16 protein-coding genes are annotated in these 16,359 nt (G+C 75.3%); 7 read left to right on the top strand and 9 right to left on the bottom strand.

The window, feature by feature from the left end; genetic code table 11:
* Nucleotides 1-213 precede the first annotated feature (213 nt).
* Entirely contained in the window at nt 214-1,368 is a 1,155-nt protein-coding gene (locus tag IG69_RS0101010) for a S1 family peptidase (RefSeq protein ID WP_030526326.1), read from the top strand.
* Between the two features lie 62 nt (nt 1,369-1,430).
* On the opposite strand, the gene IG69_RS0101005 is transcribed toward IG69_RS0101010, so the two are convergent.
* Entirely contained in the window at nt 1,431-2,324 is an 894-nt protein-coding gene (locus tag IG69_RS0101005) for a ferredoxin family protein (protein WP_051749977.1), read from the bottom strand.
* A gap of 135 nt (nt 2,325-2,459) precedes the next feature.
* On the opposite strand from IG69_RS0101005, the gene IG69_RS0101000 reads away from it, so the two are divergent.
* A complete protein-coding gene (locus IG69_RS0101000; protein WP_036828621.1) occupies nt 2,460-3,530 on the top strand; it encodes an SGNH/GDSL hydrolase family protein in 1,071 nt (356 codons plus the stop codon).
* Nucleotides 3,531-3,587: 57 nt separating this feature from the next.
* Here IG69_RS0101000 and IG69_RS0100995 read toward each other — a convergent pair whose 3' ends face one another.
* Entirely contained in the window at nt 3,588-4,577 is a 990-nt protein-coding gene (locus tag IG69_RS0100995) for a sugar-binding transcriptional regulator (protein WP_084696510.1), read from the bottom strand.
* A gap of 86 nt (nt 4,578-4,663) precedes the next feature.
* On the opposite strand from IG69_RS0100995, the gene xylB reads away from it, so the two are divergent.
* Nucleotides 4,664-6,082, top strand: coding sequence for a xylulokinase (gene xylB / locus IG69_RS0100990; RefSeq protein WP_030526322.1), 1,419 nt, complete (start codon nt 4,664-4,666; stop codon nt 6,080-6,082).
* A gap of 85 nt (nt 6,083-6,167) precedes the next feature.
* Here xylB and IG69_RS0100985 read toward each other — a convergent pair whose 3' ends face one another.
* On the bottom strand, nt 6,168-7,382 hold the full coding sequence (locus tag IG69_RS0100985; protein ID WP_030526321.1) for a glucose-1-phosphate adenylyltransferase family protein: 1,215 nt from the start codon (nt 7,380-7,382) through the stop codon (nt 6,168-6,170).
* A 50-nt stretch (nt 7,383-7,432) separates the two neighbouring features.
* Here IG69_RS0100985 and IG69_RS0100980 point away from each other — a divergent pair, with 50 nt between their 5' ends.
* Complete coding sequence (locus IG69_RS0100980) at nt 7,433-8,695, top strand: saccharopine dehydrogenase family protein (protein ID WP_030526320.1); 1,263 nt, start codon at nt 7,433-7,435, stop codon at nt 8,693-8,695.
* Nucleotides 8,696-8,699: 4 nt separating this feature from the next.
* Here IG69_RS0100980 and IG69_RS0100975 read toward each other — a convergent pair whose 3' ends face one another.
* The gene (locus IG69_RS0100975) at nt 8,700-9,866 is read right to left on the bottom strand and encodes a flavin-containing monooxygenase (RefSeq protein WP_030526319.1); all 1,167 of its coding nucleotides are present in this window, start codon (nt 9,864-9,866) and stop codon (nt 8,700-8,702) included.
* Between the two features lie 103 nt (nt 9,867-9,969).
* Here IG69_RS0100975 and IG69_RS0100970 point away from each other — a divergent pair, with 103 nt between their 5' ends.
* The 3 genes from IG69_RS0100970 to IG69_RS0100960 all read left to right on the top strand — a co-directional run bounded on the left by IG69_RS0100970 (nt 9,970) and on the right by IG69_RS0100960 (nt 11,250).
* Nucleotides 9,970-10,401, top strand: coding sequence for a pyridoxamine 5'-phosphate oxidase family protein (locus IG69_RS0100970; protein WP_030526318.1), 432 nt, complete (start codon nt 9,970-9,972; stop codon nt 10,399-10,401).
* A 16-nt stretch (nt 10,402-10,417) separates the two neighbouring features.
* Entirely contained in the window at nt 10,418-10,909 is a 492-nt protein-coding gene (locus IG69_RS0100965) for a GNAT family N-acetyltransferase (RefSeq protein ID WP_030526317.1), read from the top strand.
* Between the two features lie 161 nt (nt 10,910-11,070).
* A complete protein-coding gene (locus IG69_RS0100960) occupies nt 11,071-11,250 on the top strand; it encodes a hypothetical protein (protein ID WP_030526316.1) in 180 nt (59 codons plus the stop codon).
* Between the two features lie 167 nt (nt 11,251-11,417).
* Here IG69_RS0100960 and IG69_RS0100955 read toward each other — a convergent pair whose 3' ends face one another.
* From IG69_RS0100955 to IG69_RS0100935, 5 genes are read right to left on the bottom strand one after another with little or no spacing between them, the layout of a single operon-like run.
* On the bottom strand, nt 11,418-12,383 hold the full coding sequence (locus tag IG69_RS0100955; protein ID WP_425414786.1) for a 2-hydroxyacid dehydrogenase: 966 nt from the start codon (nt 12,381-12,383) through the stop codon (nt 11,418-11,420).
* Entirely contained in the window at nt 12,380-13,129 is a 750-nt protein-coding gene (locus IG69_RS0100950) for an SDR family oxidoreductase (RefSeq protein ID WP_030526314.1), read from the bottom strand. Before IG69_RS0100950 ends, IG69_RS0100955 begins: the two co-directional genes overlap by 4 nt.
* Before the next feature lie 56 nt (nt 13,130-13,185).
* Nucleotides 13,186-14,262 (bottom strand): phosphotransferase family protein, encoded by a 1,077-nt coding sequence (locus IG69_RS0100945; RefSeq protein ID WP_030526313.1) that lies wholly within the window; start codon nt 14,260-14,262, stop codon nt 13,186-13,188.
* A complete protein-coding gene (locus IG69_RS0100940; RefSeq protein ID WP_036828619.1) occupies nt 14,259-15,068 on the bottom strand; it encodes an SDR family NAD(P)-dependent oxidoreductase in 810 nt (269 codons plus the stop codon). The genes IG69_RS0100945 and IG69_RS0100940 overlap by 4 nt, the downstream gene beginning before the upstream one ends.
* Nucleotides 15,065-16,339 (bottom strand): acyl-CoA dehydrogenase family protein, encoded by a 1,275-nt coding sequence (locus IG69_RS0100935; protein ID WP_030526311.1) that lies wholly within the window; start codon nt 16,337-16,339, stop codon nt 15,065-15,067. The genes IG69_RS0100940 and IG69_RS0100935 overlap by 4 nt, the downstream gene beginning before the upstream one ends.
* Nucleotides 16,340-16,359 lie beyond the last annotated feature (20 nt).

The raw sequence follows: 16,359 nt of genomic DNA, 5'->3' as shown, positions 1-16,359 counted from the left end.
GGGCCGAAGGTCAGCCGAACCTCCGCGGCACACCAGCGGGTGGTCAGGGGTTCCACCGCCACGCGGAAGGATCGCGTCAACTTTCGGTCAATCGGGCTGCCCCGGTTTGCGATCCGCGTGTGCTCCTGAGGGGGTGGACACCGGCCCCGGACATCCCGGTGGCCGAGCCGCCACGTCCGACGACACGGCGACCACCCCGAAGGAGCACCCCTGATGAAGCACCGCGTCCTCGCCGTCGGGCTCGCCACGAGCGCCGCCCTGGCCGCCGCCTCCACCGCCGCCTGGGCCGCCCCGAGCGCCGCCCCCCTGCCCTTCCCCGATGACGTCGTCGCCGGGTTCGTCGCGCAGCGCGACGGCATCAGCGTGACCCAGGCCGAGCGCAAGCTCGACCGCCAGGCCACGCAGCAGCGCCGCCTCGACTCCCTCGACGTCGCGACGGACGGCGCCTACTACCGCGGCGACACGATGGTCGTCGTCGTCGACTCCACCCGCGACCAGCAGGCCGTCGAGGCCCGCGGTCTGACCGCTCGCCAGGGCAAGGGCCAGCGCGAGCTCGACGCCCTGTCGCGCACGGCCCAGCGCGCGGCGAAGGGCCACGCCGGCCTCGTCTCGCTGACGCCGGACCTCGCGAACCAGCGCGTCGTCGCGACCGTCGAGGCCGACGCCCCGGCCGCCCTCCGCGAGCGGCTGGCCGCCGTCGACGGTGTCGTCGTCGAGACCGGCGCCCCGCTGAGCACGCAGGCCGACGTCGTGCCCGGCCGGATCATGGACCTCGTCCCCGGCACCAACTGCTCGCTGGGCTTCCCCGGCACGACGTCCTCCGGCAACAACGTGCTGCTCACCGCCGGCCACTGCGTCGAGGGCCTCCCGGACATCTACGACGCCAACGGCACCCACATCGGCAAGGGCACGAACAGCCGCTTCCGCTCGGGCGCCCCGAGCGTCGACATGGGCCTCATGGACATCGACGCCGAGGACACCGGCCGTGCGTACGTCGACACCCGCGGCGCGCTGTCCGGCTACGTCCCGGTGTACGGCGTGAGCAAGAACGCCGTCGGCACCGACATCTGCAAGGCCGGCAACACGACCGGATGGACCTGCGGCCAGGTGCAGGCCTACAACGTGACGGTCAACTACTCCGGCGGGACGACGGTCACCGGCCTCGCGCGCGCCTCGGTCTGCACCGAGGGAGGCGACTCCGGCGGCGCGTACATCGGCACGAACAACTACGCGCAGGGCATGACGTCCGGCGGGCCGACGGGGGTCGACTGCGGCTTCAACGCCGGCTACGGGGCCGGGAGCTACAGCTTCTACCAGCCCGTCGTCGACGCGGCGTCGTACTACGGCGTGACGGTGGCGACCTCCTGAACCACCACCCGCCCCGCAGCGCGGCCCGTCCCCTGGTGGGGCGGGCCGCGCCGGCGGCGTCGTCAGGCGCCGATGACCTCGGTGCGGTGCACGACAGCCGGTTTCGGGCCGGCGCCGCAGCTGAGCGCGGCGTCCGTGACGGTCTCGGTCCGGACCTCGACGACGACGCGCTCGGGCACCGGCCCCGAGCCCTCGACCTCGACGCGTGTCACGTCCCCCTCGGCGTCGACCCTGCCGGGCACTGCGTCCCCGAGACCCGCGGGCCCGTGGTCGGTGACGACGCGCGCGAGCGCCGCCTGGACCGCCGGCTCCCACCGCGTGACACCCCGCAGGTGCGCGCCGTCGACACGACCGTCGAGGTGACCGCGGACGACGGCGGCCGCGCTGCGGGGGTCGAGGTAGCCGTAGCAGGCGCCCTCCGGCAGGGCGAGGAGCGTGCCGGCGAAGCGGTGCCCGCCGAGGTGCGTGCACTCCCAGACCTCGTCGGGCCACTCGCGGGCGAGGCTCGCGACGATCGGCCGGCCGCGCACCGCGCAGCATGCGTCGCGGGTGCCCTGGGTGCAGACGAGGACCATCGGGTCGGCGTCGGTGTCGCTGGCGCTCAGCTCGGTCCCGAGCGAGCGGGCCGCGGCGAGGACGTCGTCCGCCGTGCGCCACGTGCCGCGGACCCACGTGCCGCGCACCGTGTCGACGGCCCACCAGTGCCACTGGTCGACGTCCGCCGGACGCCGCCCGGGGCGGCGCACGAGCAGGGAGCGGCCGCCGAAGGACGCACAGAGCGCCTCGACCTCCTCGCCGACGCGCCCCGCGAACGGCGCGGTCTCGAGCGGCTGCTTCGCCCAGGGGCCGGGGTGCTCGACGAGCAGCCACCGGCTGGCGACGGGCGCGGACCCGGCGAGCGGCTCGCCGCGGTCGCGGGCGGCGGCCGAGCAGCGGGACAGGTCGGTGAGGGCCATTCCCGCGATGCTACGCGGCGCGTCCGGCCCGGACCGGCCCCGGTCACCGGGTCCACCGCCGCCCGAGCAACCCCCACCGACCAGCACCACCCCGCACCACCGCATCCGCACCGTCCACACCCAGGAGGAAGACCCATGTCCCGACGTCGTGCCGTGGCCACCACCGCAGCCGTGTCCGCCCTGACCACCCTCGCCGCCCTCGGCGCCACCGCGCCGGCGCACGCGGCCGGCGAGGCCTACGTCGCGCTCGGCGACAGCTACTCCTCCGGCACCGGGACGCGCGACTACATCGCCGACGGCACCTCGTGCCTGCGCTCGGTCTCCGCCTACCCCTCGCTCATCGCCTCGGCCCGGGGCTACGCCCTCACGTTCCGCGCGTGCTCCGGCGCCACGGTCGCCGACGTCACGAGCACCCAGCTGCCGGCGCTGTCGTCGACGACCCGCTACGTCTCGATCTCGATCGGGGGCAACGACGCCGGCTTCGCGGACGTCCTCACCGAGTGCGCCCAGCCCGGATGGATGAGCGACTGCAACGGCGCGATCGACGGCGCGCAGGCGTTCGTCGACGGCACCCTCCCGGGCCGGCTCGCGACCCTCTACTCGGGCATCAGGTCCAAGGCGCCGAACGCGAAGGTCACCGTCGTCGGCTACCCGCGGATCTTCGACGGCGAGGACTGCAACGCCCTCACGTGGTTCTCGCCCGACGAGGAGAGCCGCCTCAACGCGATGGCCGACCGGATCAACACGGTCACGGCCCGGCGCGCCGCGGCGGCCGGCTTCTCGTTCGCGAACCCGACGAGCCGGTTCGTCGGGCACGCGGTGTGCGACAGCCCCGAGTGGCTCAACGGGCTGTCGAACCCCATCGAGAACAGCTACCACCCGAACAAGGCCGGCCACGCGAGCGGCTACACCCCGACCGTCAGCCCCCTCCTGACCGGCGCGACGGTCCGGGCGACGAGCACGGTGCGCGCCGCGGCAGCCGCCTCGGCCGACCGGCTCGCCGCCGACCAGCGCCGCTACGCGTCGGTCGACCGCACCATCCGGCCCGAGCGGTTCGTCCTGCCCGACCTGCACAGCCCGGAGGCGCTCGTCGCCGCCCGGCGCGCGGGGGTCGACGTCGACGACCGCGCGAGCGTGGACGCCGCGGACCGTCGCGCCTCCGCCCGCCAGGCGGCCGAGCACCGCGCGGCCGTCGCGGCGCGCTGACCGCCGGCGACGACGCACGTCGGATGACGGACGCCGCCGGCGCCCGGCCCACCGGGGTCAGGCGCCGGCGGCCCGCACGAGCACGGTCGCGAGCGAGCGGTCGGTGACGAGCGACCCGACCCATCCCCCGAGGAGGAAGGCCCGGACGGCAGCGGCCTTGGCGGCACCGGTCGCGAGCGCGACGACCTCCGGGACGGCCCGCAGCCGCTCGGCGTCGATCGTCACCATCCGGTCGACGAGCTCGGGGTGCACGGCGCGCCCCTCGGCGTCGACGAAGACCCCGAGCGCCTCGCCGACCGCGCCGGTGGCCGCGACGGCGTCGCGCACGCCCGGGTCGACGGCGTCGTGGATGGTCGAGTGGCCGGGGCGCCAGGCGCCGATGCTCACGACGGCGACCGAGACGCGGTCGACCTCGGCCATCGCGGCGGCCACGGCGGCCTGTCGGCGCATCGCGGCGGCACTGTCGGCGTCGTCGAGGATGAGCGGCGCGTAGAAGACGTGGGCCTCGCCGCCGGTCAGGCCGGCCGCGACGCGCACCATGTCGACGGGGCTCGTCTCGCCCGGGATGACCATCGAGCCGCTCAGCTGGACGACGGGGACGCACGGCAGCGCCGGGCGCGCCTCGAGCATCGCGCTGACGGTGCGCGCCCACGGCAGGCCGAGGACGTCGTCGGGTCCGACGAGGTCGACGAGGAGGTCGGCCCCGGCGGCACCGACGTGGTCCCGCAGCCGGGGGGCGTCGTCACCCCGGTCGACGACGACGCAGCGGCGCAGCCCGTAGGCCTGCCGCAGCCGGGCCGAGAGGTCGCCGTCGACCCCGCCCGGCTCGACGATCTCGATGCGGACGATGCCGGTGGCGCGCGCGGCGTCGAGCAGCCGGGCCACCTTGAAGCGGCTGATGCCCATCGCCCCGGCGATCTCGACCTTGCTCTCGCCGGCGAGGTAGTGGCGGCGGGCGACCTCGGCGGCGAGGACGGCCTCGGACGCGCGCAGCGGCTCGGGCGGGCGGGCCGCGGCGGCGGGCTCGCCGAGCACGGTCTCGACCACGGGGTGCCTCCTCTCGGCTCTCACGTGAGCGCATTATCGTTCACGTGAGCACGCCCGAGAAACCGCCTCGTGGAAGGTCCGACCGAATGACCCAGCGCCCCCTCGTCGCCGGGGTCGACACCTCGACCCAGTCCTGCAAGGTCGCCGTGTGCGACGCGGAGACCGGCGAGGTCGTCCGGATCGGGCGCGGGACGCACCCGGACGCGACCGAGGTCGACCCCGCCCGCTGGTGGCAGGCGTGGGAGGAGGCGACGTCCGGCGGTCTCCTCGACGGTGTGTCGGCACTCGCGGTGGGCGGCCAGCAGCACGGGATGGTCCTCCTCGACGACGCCGACGAGGTCGTGCGGCCGGCCCTGCTCTGGAACGACACCCGCTCGGCCGGCACCGCCCGCGACCTCGTCGACGAGCTCGGCGGCGCCGCCGCGTGGGCGGAGGCGGTCGGGGTCGTCCCGCTCGCTGCGATCACCGCCGCCAAGCTGCGCTGGGTCCGCGACCACGAGCCGGACGCGATGGCCCGGGCCGCGCGCGTCGTCCTCCCCCACGACTGGCTGACCGGCCGGATCCTCTCGGCGGCAGGCGGGTTCGAGGAGTGGACGACCGACGCAGGGGACGCCTCGGGCACCGGGTACTTCTCCGCCGCCACCCGCGAGTACCGGCCCGACCTGCTCCGGCTCGCCGCCGGCCGCGACCTCGCGGTGCCGCGCGTCGCCGGCCCGGCCGAGGTCGTGGGGCGCACCCGTGACGGGATGGTCGTGGCCCCGGGCACCGGCGACAACATGGGTGCCGCGCTCGGGCTGGGGCTGCGCCGCGGCGACGTCGTCGTCTCGCTGGGGACGAGCGGCACCGCCTTCGCCCGGCACGACCGCCCGACGGCCGACGCGCGCGGGTTCGTCCAGTCCTTCGCCGACGCCGAGGACGCCTTCCTCCCCCTCGTCTGCACGCTCAACGCGGCGCGCGTCCTCACCTCGGGCGCGTCGATGCTCGGCGTCGACCTCGCCGGCCTCGACGCCCTCGCCCTCGCGGCGGAGCCGGGCGCCGGCGGGCTGACGCTCCTGCCGTTCCTCGACGGCGAGCGCACGCCCAACCTGCCCGAGGCGACCGGCTCGCTCCACGGCCTGACCCGCACGAACGCCACCCCCGAGAACCTCGCCCGCGCCGTCGTCGAGGGGATGCTCCTCGGGCTCGCCGACGCCGTCGACGCCGTGCGCGACGCCGGCTGCCCTGTCGAGCGCGTGCTGCTCATCGGCGGGGCGGCGAAGTCGGCTGCGGTGCAGCGCATCGCGCCCGACCTGTTCGGCGCCCCCGTCGCCGTCCCGGCCCCCGGCGAGTACGTCGCGGTCGGTGCGGCGCGGCAGGCGGCCTGGGCGGTGGCCGGCGGGGCCGAGGCCCCGGCCTGGGACGTCCCCGTCGAGGCCACGGCCGACCCCGTCGCACCCGAGCGCGGCGCCGAGGCGCGCGGGCGCTACGCGGACGCGCTGGCCACCACCCACCCCGGAGCCGTCTGACCCGCCCCGCCCCTCACGTGCAGAAACCGACGAATGTGTCGACTCTTGCACGCCCGGACCGCACGCGGATGACGGCGAGCGGGAGTCAGGCCGTCGCGCCGGGCTCGAGCCGCGAGCCGGGCGGCAGCGCGGCCCCACCGGCGACGACGACCTCGCGTCCGAGCAGGGTCACGTGGTCGTCCACGAGCCGCGTCCCGCGGGGTCGCGCACCGACCTGGGCGCCCCGCCCGACGACGACCCGCTCGTCGAGCACCGCCGTCGCGACGCGGGCGTCCCGGCGCACGACGACGTCCTCCAGCAGCACGGCGTCCTCGACGACCGCGCCGGCCTCGACGACGACCCCAGGCCCGAGCACGCTGCGCCGCACCGTGCCCCGCACCCGGCACCCCGGCGCGAGGAGCGAGTCCTCCACCAGCGCACCGGCATCCACTCGCGCGGGCGCCCGCTCGGGCCATCGGGTGAGCAGCGGGACCGCCGGCTCGTCGAACGCGTCGACCCGGCCGGCCAGCAGGTCACGATGGGCGGCGAGGTACGCGGCCGGGGTGCCGCAGTCGGCCCAGTACCCGGGCAGGGGCTCGGCGAGCACCGTGCCGGACGCGACGAGGAGAGGCAGCAGCCGCTCGGAGAAGTCCCCCAGCCCGTCCTCGACGTCCTCGCGGCGCAGCGTCCCGACGGCCTCGACGAGCGCCCCCGGCCGGTAGACGAACACCTCGGCGGCGATCGTCGTCGACGCGGGGTCGTCCGGCTTCTCCTCGACCCGGCGGACGCGACCTCCACGGCCGGTGTGCACGAGCGTCTTCTCGCGCGCCCGGGTCCGTGTCACCTCGGTCGTGAGGACCGTGCAGTCGGCGCCGCGCTCGAGGTGGCGCTCCACGACGGGGCGCAGGTCGAGCGAGAGCACCTGGTCGGCGCTCATGACGACCACCGCGTCGGCCCCGAAGGACTCGATCGCGTCGGCGTACTGGTGCAGGTCGTCGGCGTTGCCCGCGGCGAAGCCCTCCTGCCCCGGCGACCCTCCGCCCTCCTCGGGCACGAGCCAGCGCAGCCCGCCGCGGGTGCGGTCGAGGTCCCAGGGCCGACCGCCGGCGACGTGACCGTGCAGGCTCCCGGCGCGGTACTGCACCGACAGCCAGACGTCGGTGATGCCGCTGCCGGCCAGCGTGGACAGCGCGAAGTCGACGAGCCGGTGCGAGCCGCCGAACGGCAGCGCGGGCTTGGCCCGCTCGCGCGTCAGGACGTCCATCCGCGACCCGGCGCCGCCGGCCTGCACCACACCCAGCACCCGCGTCGTCGCCCTCATCACCCCATGCTGCCCCACCGTGGGGACCCGCTCCCCCGTACGGTGGCGCCATGACTGCGGCGCGCGAGCTCGACATCGTCCTCTTCGGCGCGACGGGCTTCGTCGGCCGGCTCACCGCCCGCCACCTCGCGGAGCACGCACCGGCCCCGGTGCGCATCGCCCTCGCCGGACGCTCCCGCGAGCGCCTCGAGGCCGTGCGGCGCGACCTGCCGGGGGCCGCCGCCGACTGGCCGCTCGTCGTCCTCGACGCCCTCGACGAGGCCGCGGTCGCCGACCTCGCCGCGCGCACCCGCGTCGTCGTGACGACCGTCGGCCCGTACGCGAAGTTCGGGATGCCGCTCGCCGCCGCCTGCGCCGAGGCCGGCACCCACTACTGCGACCTCACCGGCGAGGTGCTGTTCGTGCACCGCAGCGTCGCCCGCAACCACGAGGCCGCGATGCTCTCCGGCGCCCGCGTCGTCCACGCCTGCGGGTTCGACTCGATCCCGAGCGACCTCGGCGTCATGCTCTGCGCCGACGCCGCCCGCGCCGACGGCGCCGAGCTCGGCCGCACCCGGCTGGCCGTCCGCAGCATGAAGGGCGGCTTCAGCGGCGGGACCATCGACTCCGCCCGCACCCAGGCCCTCGAGATGCGGGCCGACCCCGAGACCCGCCGCATCGCGGCCGACCCCTGGGCGCTCGCCGAGGGCGGCCGACCCCCGCGCGGGCCGCGCCTGCCCGCCCGTGGCGGCGTCGCCGGCGTCGTCGACCGCGCCACCAAGGCCTCCCCGGTGCGCCGCGACCCCGACAACGGCCACTTCACCGGCCCGTTCGTCATGGCCGCGTTCAACACCCGCGTCGTCGCCCGCTCGGCCTCGCTGCTCGGGTACGGCGACGGCTTCCGCTACACCGAGTACTCCGACTACGGCGCCGGCCCGCGCGGCGCGGTGACGGCGTCCGTCGTCTCGGCCGGCCTGCTCGGCGCCGTCGGCGGGATGGCCTTCGCGCCGACCCGCGCCGTCCTCGACCGCGTGCTGCCCGCGCCCGGCGAGGGCCCGAGCGAGGAGGCGATGGCGGGCGGCCGCTTCCGGATGGAGGTGACCGCCGAGGCCACGAACGGTGCGCGCTACCGCTCCGTCGTCGCGGCGCCCTACGACCCGGGCTACTCCGGCACGGCCGTCATGCTCGGCCAGTCCGCGCTCGCCCTCGCCGAGGACGACGCCGGGCTGCCCGACGCCTCGGGGGTCCTCACCCCCGCGACGGGCTTGGGCACCCCGCTCGTCGAGCGGCTGCGGGCGCACCGCTTCACGCTCGAGGTCGAGCGCCTGTCCTGACGCGTCAGCCGCGCTCGCGCGTGACGGCGCGCGCGATGCGCTCGGCGTCGATGCGCAGCTCGCGCAGCATCCCGGAGATCGGGTTGGTGAAGCCGGTGAACCACAGCCCCGGCGCCACCTCGGACCGCACGTGCCCGTGCGTGGCGGGCAGCCCGCGCTCGCCGAGCACCCCCAGGTGGCCGACGAGCGGCTCGAGACCGGCGCGGTACCCGGTGGCGACGAGGACCGCGTCCGGCGTGACGCGCGTGCCGTCGGCGAGGACGACCTCGGGCCCGTCGAAGGACTCGACCGCGGCGACGGGCTCGACGCGGCCGGCCCGGATGGCCCCGACGACGCCGACGTCCTGGACGGGGATGCGCCCCTCGAGCACCCGGCTGTAGAGGTCCTTGCCGGCGCGGGGCAGCCCGTGCTCGGTGAGGTCGGGCTCCTGGACGGCGGCGAGGACGCCCGCCACGCGGTCGACGACCTTGGGCGGCAGGCGCCGGACGGCGATGCCCGTGGCCTGCGCCGGCACGCCGAACCGGGTGCGGGACAGGATGTGCGGCGGCGTCCGTACCGACAGCAGGACGCGCAGCGCCCCGTGCTCGGCGAGGTCGGTGGCGATCTCGGTGCCGGTGTTGCCGGTGCCGACGACGAGCACCTCGCGACCGGCCCAGCGGCGGCCGTTGCGGTAGTCGCGGGCCAGAACCACCTCGCCGGGGTAGCCGTCGAGCCCGGGCCAGGAGGGCTCGACCGGGGTGTGGTTGTACCCGGTGGCCACGACCACGTCACGGGCGCTCAGGGAGGTGCCGTCGGCGAGGTCGACGCGCCAGCGCGCAGGGCGGGCGGCATCCGGCCCCGGCTCCTCCGGCCGGTCGATGCGCGTGACCGCCGTCCCGAGGCGCAGCCGCAGCCGGTGGTGGGCGGCGTACTCCTCGAGGTAGCGGACGACGTCCTCGCGCGCGACCCAGCGGCCGAACCGGCGCGGGATCTGGTAGCCGGGCAGGTGCGACCAGCCGCGCGGCGTGTGCAGGTGGAGGCGGTCGTAGTGGTTGCGCCAGGAATCGCCGACCTGCGCGGCCCGGTCGACGACGAGCGGGTCGACGCCCCGCGCCCGCAGGGCAGCGGCGACGGCGAGCCCGCCCGGGCCCGCCCCCACGACGACGACGTCCTCGGTGCCGGGGTTCTCCACGTCCGGAGCGTAACCCCGGATGCGTCACACCGGCGGCGGATCGCGGACGGGATCCACTACAGTACGTAGTAGCAGGTCGCCACCCGCCCCCGAGGAGGCCCCCATGACCGAGTCGCCCGTCGCCCGCCTCAGCACCGAGGACGCCTGGACCCTGCTGCGCACCCACGAGTTCGGCCGGCTCGCGTTCCACCTCGCCGACGAGGTCCACATCACCCCGATCAACTACGCCGTGGACGCGCAGGACCGCATCGTCGTCCGGACCGCCGAGGGCAGCAAGCTGCTCGGCCTGACGATGAACGCCGACGTCGCGTTCGAGGTCGACGAGGTCGACGAGCACGAGGCGCGCAGCGTCGTCGTCCGCGGCCGCGCCCGCACCCTCGAGGGACACGAGGCCGACGAGACCGAGGAGCTGCCGCTGCGTCCGTGGGTCGACACGGTCAAGCTCAACGTCGTCGCCATCACCGTCGACGAGCTGACCGGGCGGTCGTTCTCGCTCACGCGGCCCTGGATGCACATGCGGCCCGAGCACGCCTGAGCCGTAACCTGACCGGATGATCATCCGGCCCGTCGAGGACGCCGACTGGGCGTCCTTCCTGCCCGTCTTCCACGGCATCGTCGACGACGGAGAGAGCTACGCCTACCCGTCCGGCCTCGCGGACGACGAGGTGCGCGCGCTGTGGGACGAGGGCGCGCCGTCGGTCTGTGTCGTGGCCGTCGACGCCACGACCGGCGAGCTGCTCGGCTCGGCGAAGACCGGCCCCAACCGCCCCGGCCGGGGCGCGCACGTCGCCACCGCGTCGTTCATGGTGGCGCCGGCTGCCCGGGGGCGCGGGGTCGGGCGGGCGCTCGGCGAGTGGGTGCTCGCGTGGGCGCGCGACCGGGGGTACGCCGCGATGCAGTTCAACGCGGTCGTCGAGACCAACGCCGCTGCCGTGGCGCTCTGGCAGGACCTCGGGTTCGTCGTCGTCGGCACCGTGCCCGAGGCGTTCGACTCGCGCCAGCACGGGCGCGTCGGCCTCCACGTGATGCACCGCCCCCTCTGAACGCACCCGCGCCTCGTCGGCCGCTGCCCTCCACTCCCCGGAGTCGAGTGCGCTCGTGGCAGCCCCGGCGACCACCTCCGCCCTCGACCCCGCCGGGCCGTGGGCCTTCTCGCGACGCCTTCGACCTGTCAGCATGGAGGGAGCCGACCACGGAGGACACGATGGGTGCGGAACGCAGCACGGACGACGAGGACCTCGCGCGCCGGGTGCACGTCGGCGTCCCAAGGGTGGACCCCGGGTCGATGACGACGACCCAGGCCTCCGAGCTCCCCGACCCGCAGGAGGGCCGCGACGCCTCGAGCGAGCTCTGGCACCGCAACGCCGGCGTCCTCTGGCCCTGAGCGCCTCCGCAGAGCCACTCATCCGCAGTCGAGTGCGGACGTGGTCGCCCGAGCAGCCACCCGCGCCCTCGACCCCGACAAACACGCGGCGTGACCGGAGTCGAGGGCGCTCGCGGTAGCCCTGGCCGCCGCTTCCGCACTCGACTCGAGGGGCGGCGGGCGGCGGGTCAGCGGACGGGGGTCAGCGGCTCCCGGCCGGCGAGGACGGCGAGGACGTTGTCGGCGGCGAGGCCGGCCATCGCGGTACGAGTCTCGACGGTCGCCGAGCCGATGTGCGGCAGCAGCACGACGTCCTCGCGCCCGAGCAGGTCGGGATGCACCCGCGGCTCGTCCTCGAAGACGTCGAGCCCGGCGCCGGCCAGGTGCCCCGACCCCAGCGCCGCGGCGAGGGCAGCCTCGTCCACCACCGGCCCGCGGGCGGTGTTGACGAGGTAGGAGCCGGGCTTCATCCGGGCCAGGGCCGCGGCGTCGACGAGGTGACGGGTCGCGGGTGACAACGGCACGTGGACCGACAGGACGTCGGCCCGCTCGAGCAGCTCCTCGAACCCCACGACCTCGGCGTCCAGCTCGGCCACCGCCTCGGGGTCGGGCGCCGACCGGCCGGACAGCAGGACCGACATCCCGAAGGCCCTGGCCCGACGGGCGGTCGCGAGGCCGATGGCACCCGGCCCGAGGATGCCGATCGCCTTGCCCTGCACCGACGTCCCGAGCAGGTGGAACATCCCCCATCCGCCGCCGCCCGTACCGCCGCGGACCTCGCGCTCGGCCTCGCCCAGGCGCCGGGTCGCCATGAGGACCAGCGCGAAGGCGATGTCGGCGGTGGCGTCGGTGAGGACGCCGGGGGTGTTGGTCACGACGACCCCGCGGGCCCGGCACGCGTCGACGTCGATGTTGTCGTAGCCGACCGCGACGTTGGCGACGACCTGCAGGCCCGGCCCGGCGGCGTCGAGGAAGGCGTCGTCGACCCGGTGGCCGAGCGTCACGACGACGGCCTGCGCCCCGGAGAGGAGCACGGGCAGGTCACCGACCGGCACCGGCGAGTCCTCGTCGCGGTAGCGGACCTCGTGCTCGGCGCGCAGCCGCTCGACGGCGTCACCGGGCAGGCGGCTGAGGACGACGACGCCCACGGTCACATGATCTTTCGGACGACGGGCAGCGGCAGGTGGCGCAGCGCCTTGCCGACCGGCACCCACGGCCACGCGGGCACGAGGGCGTGCGCCTTCTCCTTCTCGATGGCCTCGACCATCGCGGTGACGCCCGGCACGGTGTCGACCATGAACGGGGTGTGCGACACCTTCTCGTTCATCTCCGAGCGGATGTAGCCGGGGTAGATGACCGACACCCGGATGTCGAGGTCCGGCTCGCCGAGCATCTCGTTGCGGATGCCCTCGGCGAGCGCCGCGACGCCCGCCTTGGTCGCGGCGTACGTCGTCACGGTCTTGCGCATCCCGCGCATCGCCGAGACCGACGAGATCATCACGAGGTGGCCGCGCTTCTGCGCGCGGAAGACCTCCATCGCGGCCTCGGTCTGCGCGAGGGCGGCGACGAAGTTGACCATCGCGGTCTGCCGGTTGGCGTCGTAGCGGCCGGTGCCGAGCGGCGCGCCCTTGCCGAGGCCGGCATTGACGACGACGCGGTCGATCGTGCCGAAGTCGTCGCGGAAGGCGCGCATCGTCTCGAAGACGGCGTCGTCGTCGGTGACGTCGAGGGCGCGGACGACGACCCGGCGCCCGGTGCGCTCGACGATCTCGTCGCGCAGCTCCTCGAGGCGCTCGGTGCGGCGGGCGCAGAGCCCGAGGTCCCAGCCGCGGGCGGCGAGCTGGCGGGCCATCTCGGCCCCGAGGCCGGAACTGGCCCCGGTGATGATCGTCGTCGGCACGGTCGGTCCTTCGTCGTCGTCGGTGGTGGGCGTGGTCGGTCGGGTGGTGCTGCGGGTCAGGCGCGCTCGGCGAGGAGCCGGGCGCACCGCTGGTCGAGGTGGGCGACGACGTCCCGGAAGGCACCGTACGCGGGGTTGGTCGTCTGCCCGTGGTGGAAGCGGTAGTAGATCTGCTGCGCGATGACGGCGAGCCGGAACAGCCCGAACACCTCGTAGAAGAGCAGGTCGCGCGGCGAGACCTCGACGCCGCGGGCGGCGCAGTAGCGGGCCACGACCTCGTCGCGGGTCAGCATCCCGGGGGTGTGCGTCGGCTGGAGCCGCAGCGCCAAGAAGGTCGGGTCGTCGTCGGTCTGCACCCAGTAGGCGAGCACCGAGCCCAGGTCCATCAGGGGGTCGCCGACGGTGGCGAGCTCCCAGTCGAGGACGCCGACCACACGGGTGGGGTCGTCGGGGTCGAGGACGAGGTTGTCGAAGCGGAAGTCGTTGTGGATCAACGTGTGCGGCCGGTCGGCCGGGCGGTGTGCCTCCAGCCACGCCATCGTCGCCTCGTGGTCCGGGACGTCCGGGGTGTGCGCGCGCCGCATCCGGCCGGCCCAGCCGCCGACCTGCCGCTCGACGTACCCGTCGCCGCGGTCGAGGCCGCGCAGCCCGGCGGCGTCGACGTCGACGTCGTGCAGCCGCACGAGGACGTCGACCGCGTTCTCGCACAACGTCTTCACGGCGTCGCGGTCGAGGCCGAGGGAGTCGGGGACGTCCTTGCGCAGGATGGTCCCGGCGACGCGCTCCATCACGTAGAACTCCGAGCCGATGACCGACTCGTCGCCGCAGTACCCGACCATCGTCGGCACGAGCGGGAACGACGCCGCGAGACCGGCCTGGAGGTCGTGCTCGCGCCGCATGTCGTGCGCGCCCTTGGCCTTGGTGCCCGACGGCGGCCGGCGCAGCACGAGGTCGCGCCCGGGCCAGCGCAGCAGGTAGGTGAGGTTGCTGGCCCCGCCGGCGAACTGCCTCACCCCGGGGTCACCGTCGAGACCCGCTGCGTCGGAAGCGTTCTCGCGCAACCAGTCGGCAGCGGCACCGACGTCGAAGGCGTCCTCGTCGCGCACGCGTGCGGCCCCGGCGACCTCGGTCACGGCAGGTACTCCTGCGGGTCGGCACCCGCCTTGCGGGCGAGCCGCTTGGCCTGGCCGACCATCATCCGGTCGTAGAGCGGCCGCAGGAAGCGCTTGCCGTAGTACGCCTGCTTGCCCATCCGGTCGGTGAGGATGATCGGCTTCCTCTTCTCGATGCCGTCCAGGACGATGCGAGCGATGTCGGAGGCGTCGACCGAGGCCTTCGTGATGAGCCGGATCCCGGCCTCCTGCATCGCGGTGTCCTTGCCGGCGAACGACTCGTGGAGGTTGGTCCGGAAGAACGCCGGGCAGACGACCGAGACGTCGACGCCCCACGGGCCGAGCTCGAACCCCAGCGTCTCCGAGAGGGCGACGACACCGGCCTTCGTCGCGTTGTAGCTCGACATCCCCGGGCCGTGGACGAGCCCGGCGAGCGAGGCGACGTTGACGATGTGGCCGGCGCGCTGCTCCTTGAACAGCGGTGTGACGGTGTGGCACCCGCGCGCGACCCCGAGGAGGTTGATGGAGACGACGCGCTCCCAGTCGGCCATCGCCTCGACGTCGATGCGCCCGCCGGTCGCGATGCCGGCGTTGTTGACGAGCAGGTCGAGACCGCTCCACTCCTCGCGGACCCACGCGAGCGCGGCGTCCCAGTCCTGCTGGCTGCGCACGTCGAGGCGCCGGTACTCCGCGCCGGCCGGCACGGACGAGGGACGCTCCTCGGCGAGGTCGACGGCGAGCACCCGGTCGCCGCGGGCGACGAGCAGCTCGACGAGGGCGCGGCCGAGGCCGGACGCCCCTCCGGTCACGAGGGCGCGGCGGGTCATCGGGTGGCCTCCTGGGCTCGGGCGGTGTAGGGCTTGAGCAGGTGTCGGGCGACGACGCCGAGGTGGACCTCGTCCGGCCCGTCGGCGAGGCGCAGGCTGCGCGCCCCGGCGTAGGCCGCGGCGAGCGGGAAGTCCTCGCTCATGCCGGCTCCGCCGTGCAGCTGGATCGCGAGGTCGATGACGTCGCACGCCATCTGCGGCACCGCGGCCTTGATCTCGCTGACCTCCGAGAGCGCGCCCTCGATGCCGACGGTGTCGAGCTTCCACGCGGCGTGCAGGACGAGCAGCCGCGCCTGGTTGATGGCGATGCGCGCCCGCGCGAGGCGTTCGCGGTTGCCGCCGAGGTTCGCCAGCGGCTTGCCGAAGGCGACCCGGGTGCTCGAGCGCTCGCACGCGAGCTCGAGGGCCCGCTCGGCGAGGCCGACGAGCCGCATGCAGTGGTGGACGCGCCCGGGGCCGAGGCGCCCCTGCGCGATCTCGAAGGCGCGGCCGGGGCCGAGGAGGACGTTGCCGGCGGGGACGCGCACGCCGTCGAGCGACACCTCGCCGTGGCCGAGCGGCTCGTCGAAGTGACCGAGGGCGCTGAGCATCCGCTCGACGCGCACGCCCGGGGCGTCCATCGGCACGAGGACCATCGAGTGCTGCCGGTGGCGGTGCGCCGAGGGGTCGGTGAGGCCCATGAAGATGCCGAGCCGGCTGTCCGGGTGGCCGGCGCCGGTCGTCCACCACTTGTTGCCGTCGACGACGACCTCGTCGCCGTCGAGCGTGGCGGTGGCGGCCATCGTCGTGGCGTCGGAGCTGGCGACCCCCGGCTCGGTCATGAGGAAGACGCTGCGGATGCGGCCCTCGAGGAGCGGGACGAGCCACTGCTCCTGCTGCTCGGAGGTGCCGTAGCGCAGGAGCACCTCCATGTTGCCGGTGTCGGGGGCGTTGCAGTTGAGGACGAGCGGCGCGAGGGTGGAGCGGCCGGTCTGCTCGGCGACGGTCGCGTAGTCGAGGTTGGTCAGCCCCGTCCCGCCGTCGGTGCCGAAGCGCTCGGCCCACGCGTCGCCCTCGCTGGCCGGCAGGAAGAGGTTCCAGAGACCCTGTTCGCGGGCCTTGCCCTTGAGGTCCTCGACCTCGGTGGTCGGGGGCCACGGGTCCTCGCCGCGCGCCCGGCGGGCCGCGACGTCGGCGAGCAGGCGCTCCTCGACCGGCGCGACCTCGGTGTCGACGAAGGTGCGGACCCGGGTGGCGAGGTCGGCGGCGCGGGCGGACGGTGCGAAGTCCATGCCCTTGACCCTAGACCCCT

Origin of the sequence: Phycicoccus jejuensis, assembly GCF_000720925.1 — a bacterium.
GTDB lineage: Bacteria > Actinomycetota > Actinomycetes > Actinomycetales > Dermatophilaceae > Phycicoccus > Phycicoccus jejuensis.
Note: the sequence above shows the minus strand (reverse complement) of the source record. Positions and strands in the feature narration are given on the sequence as shown.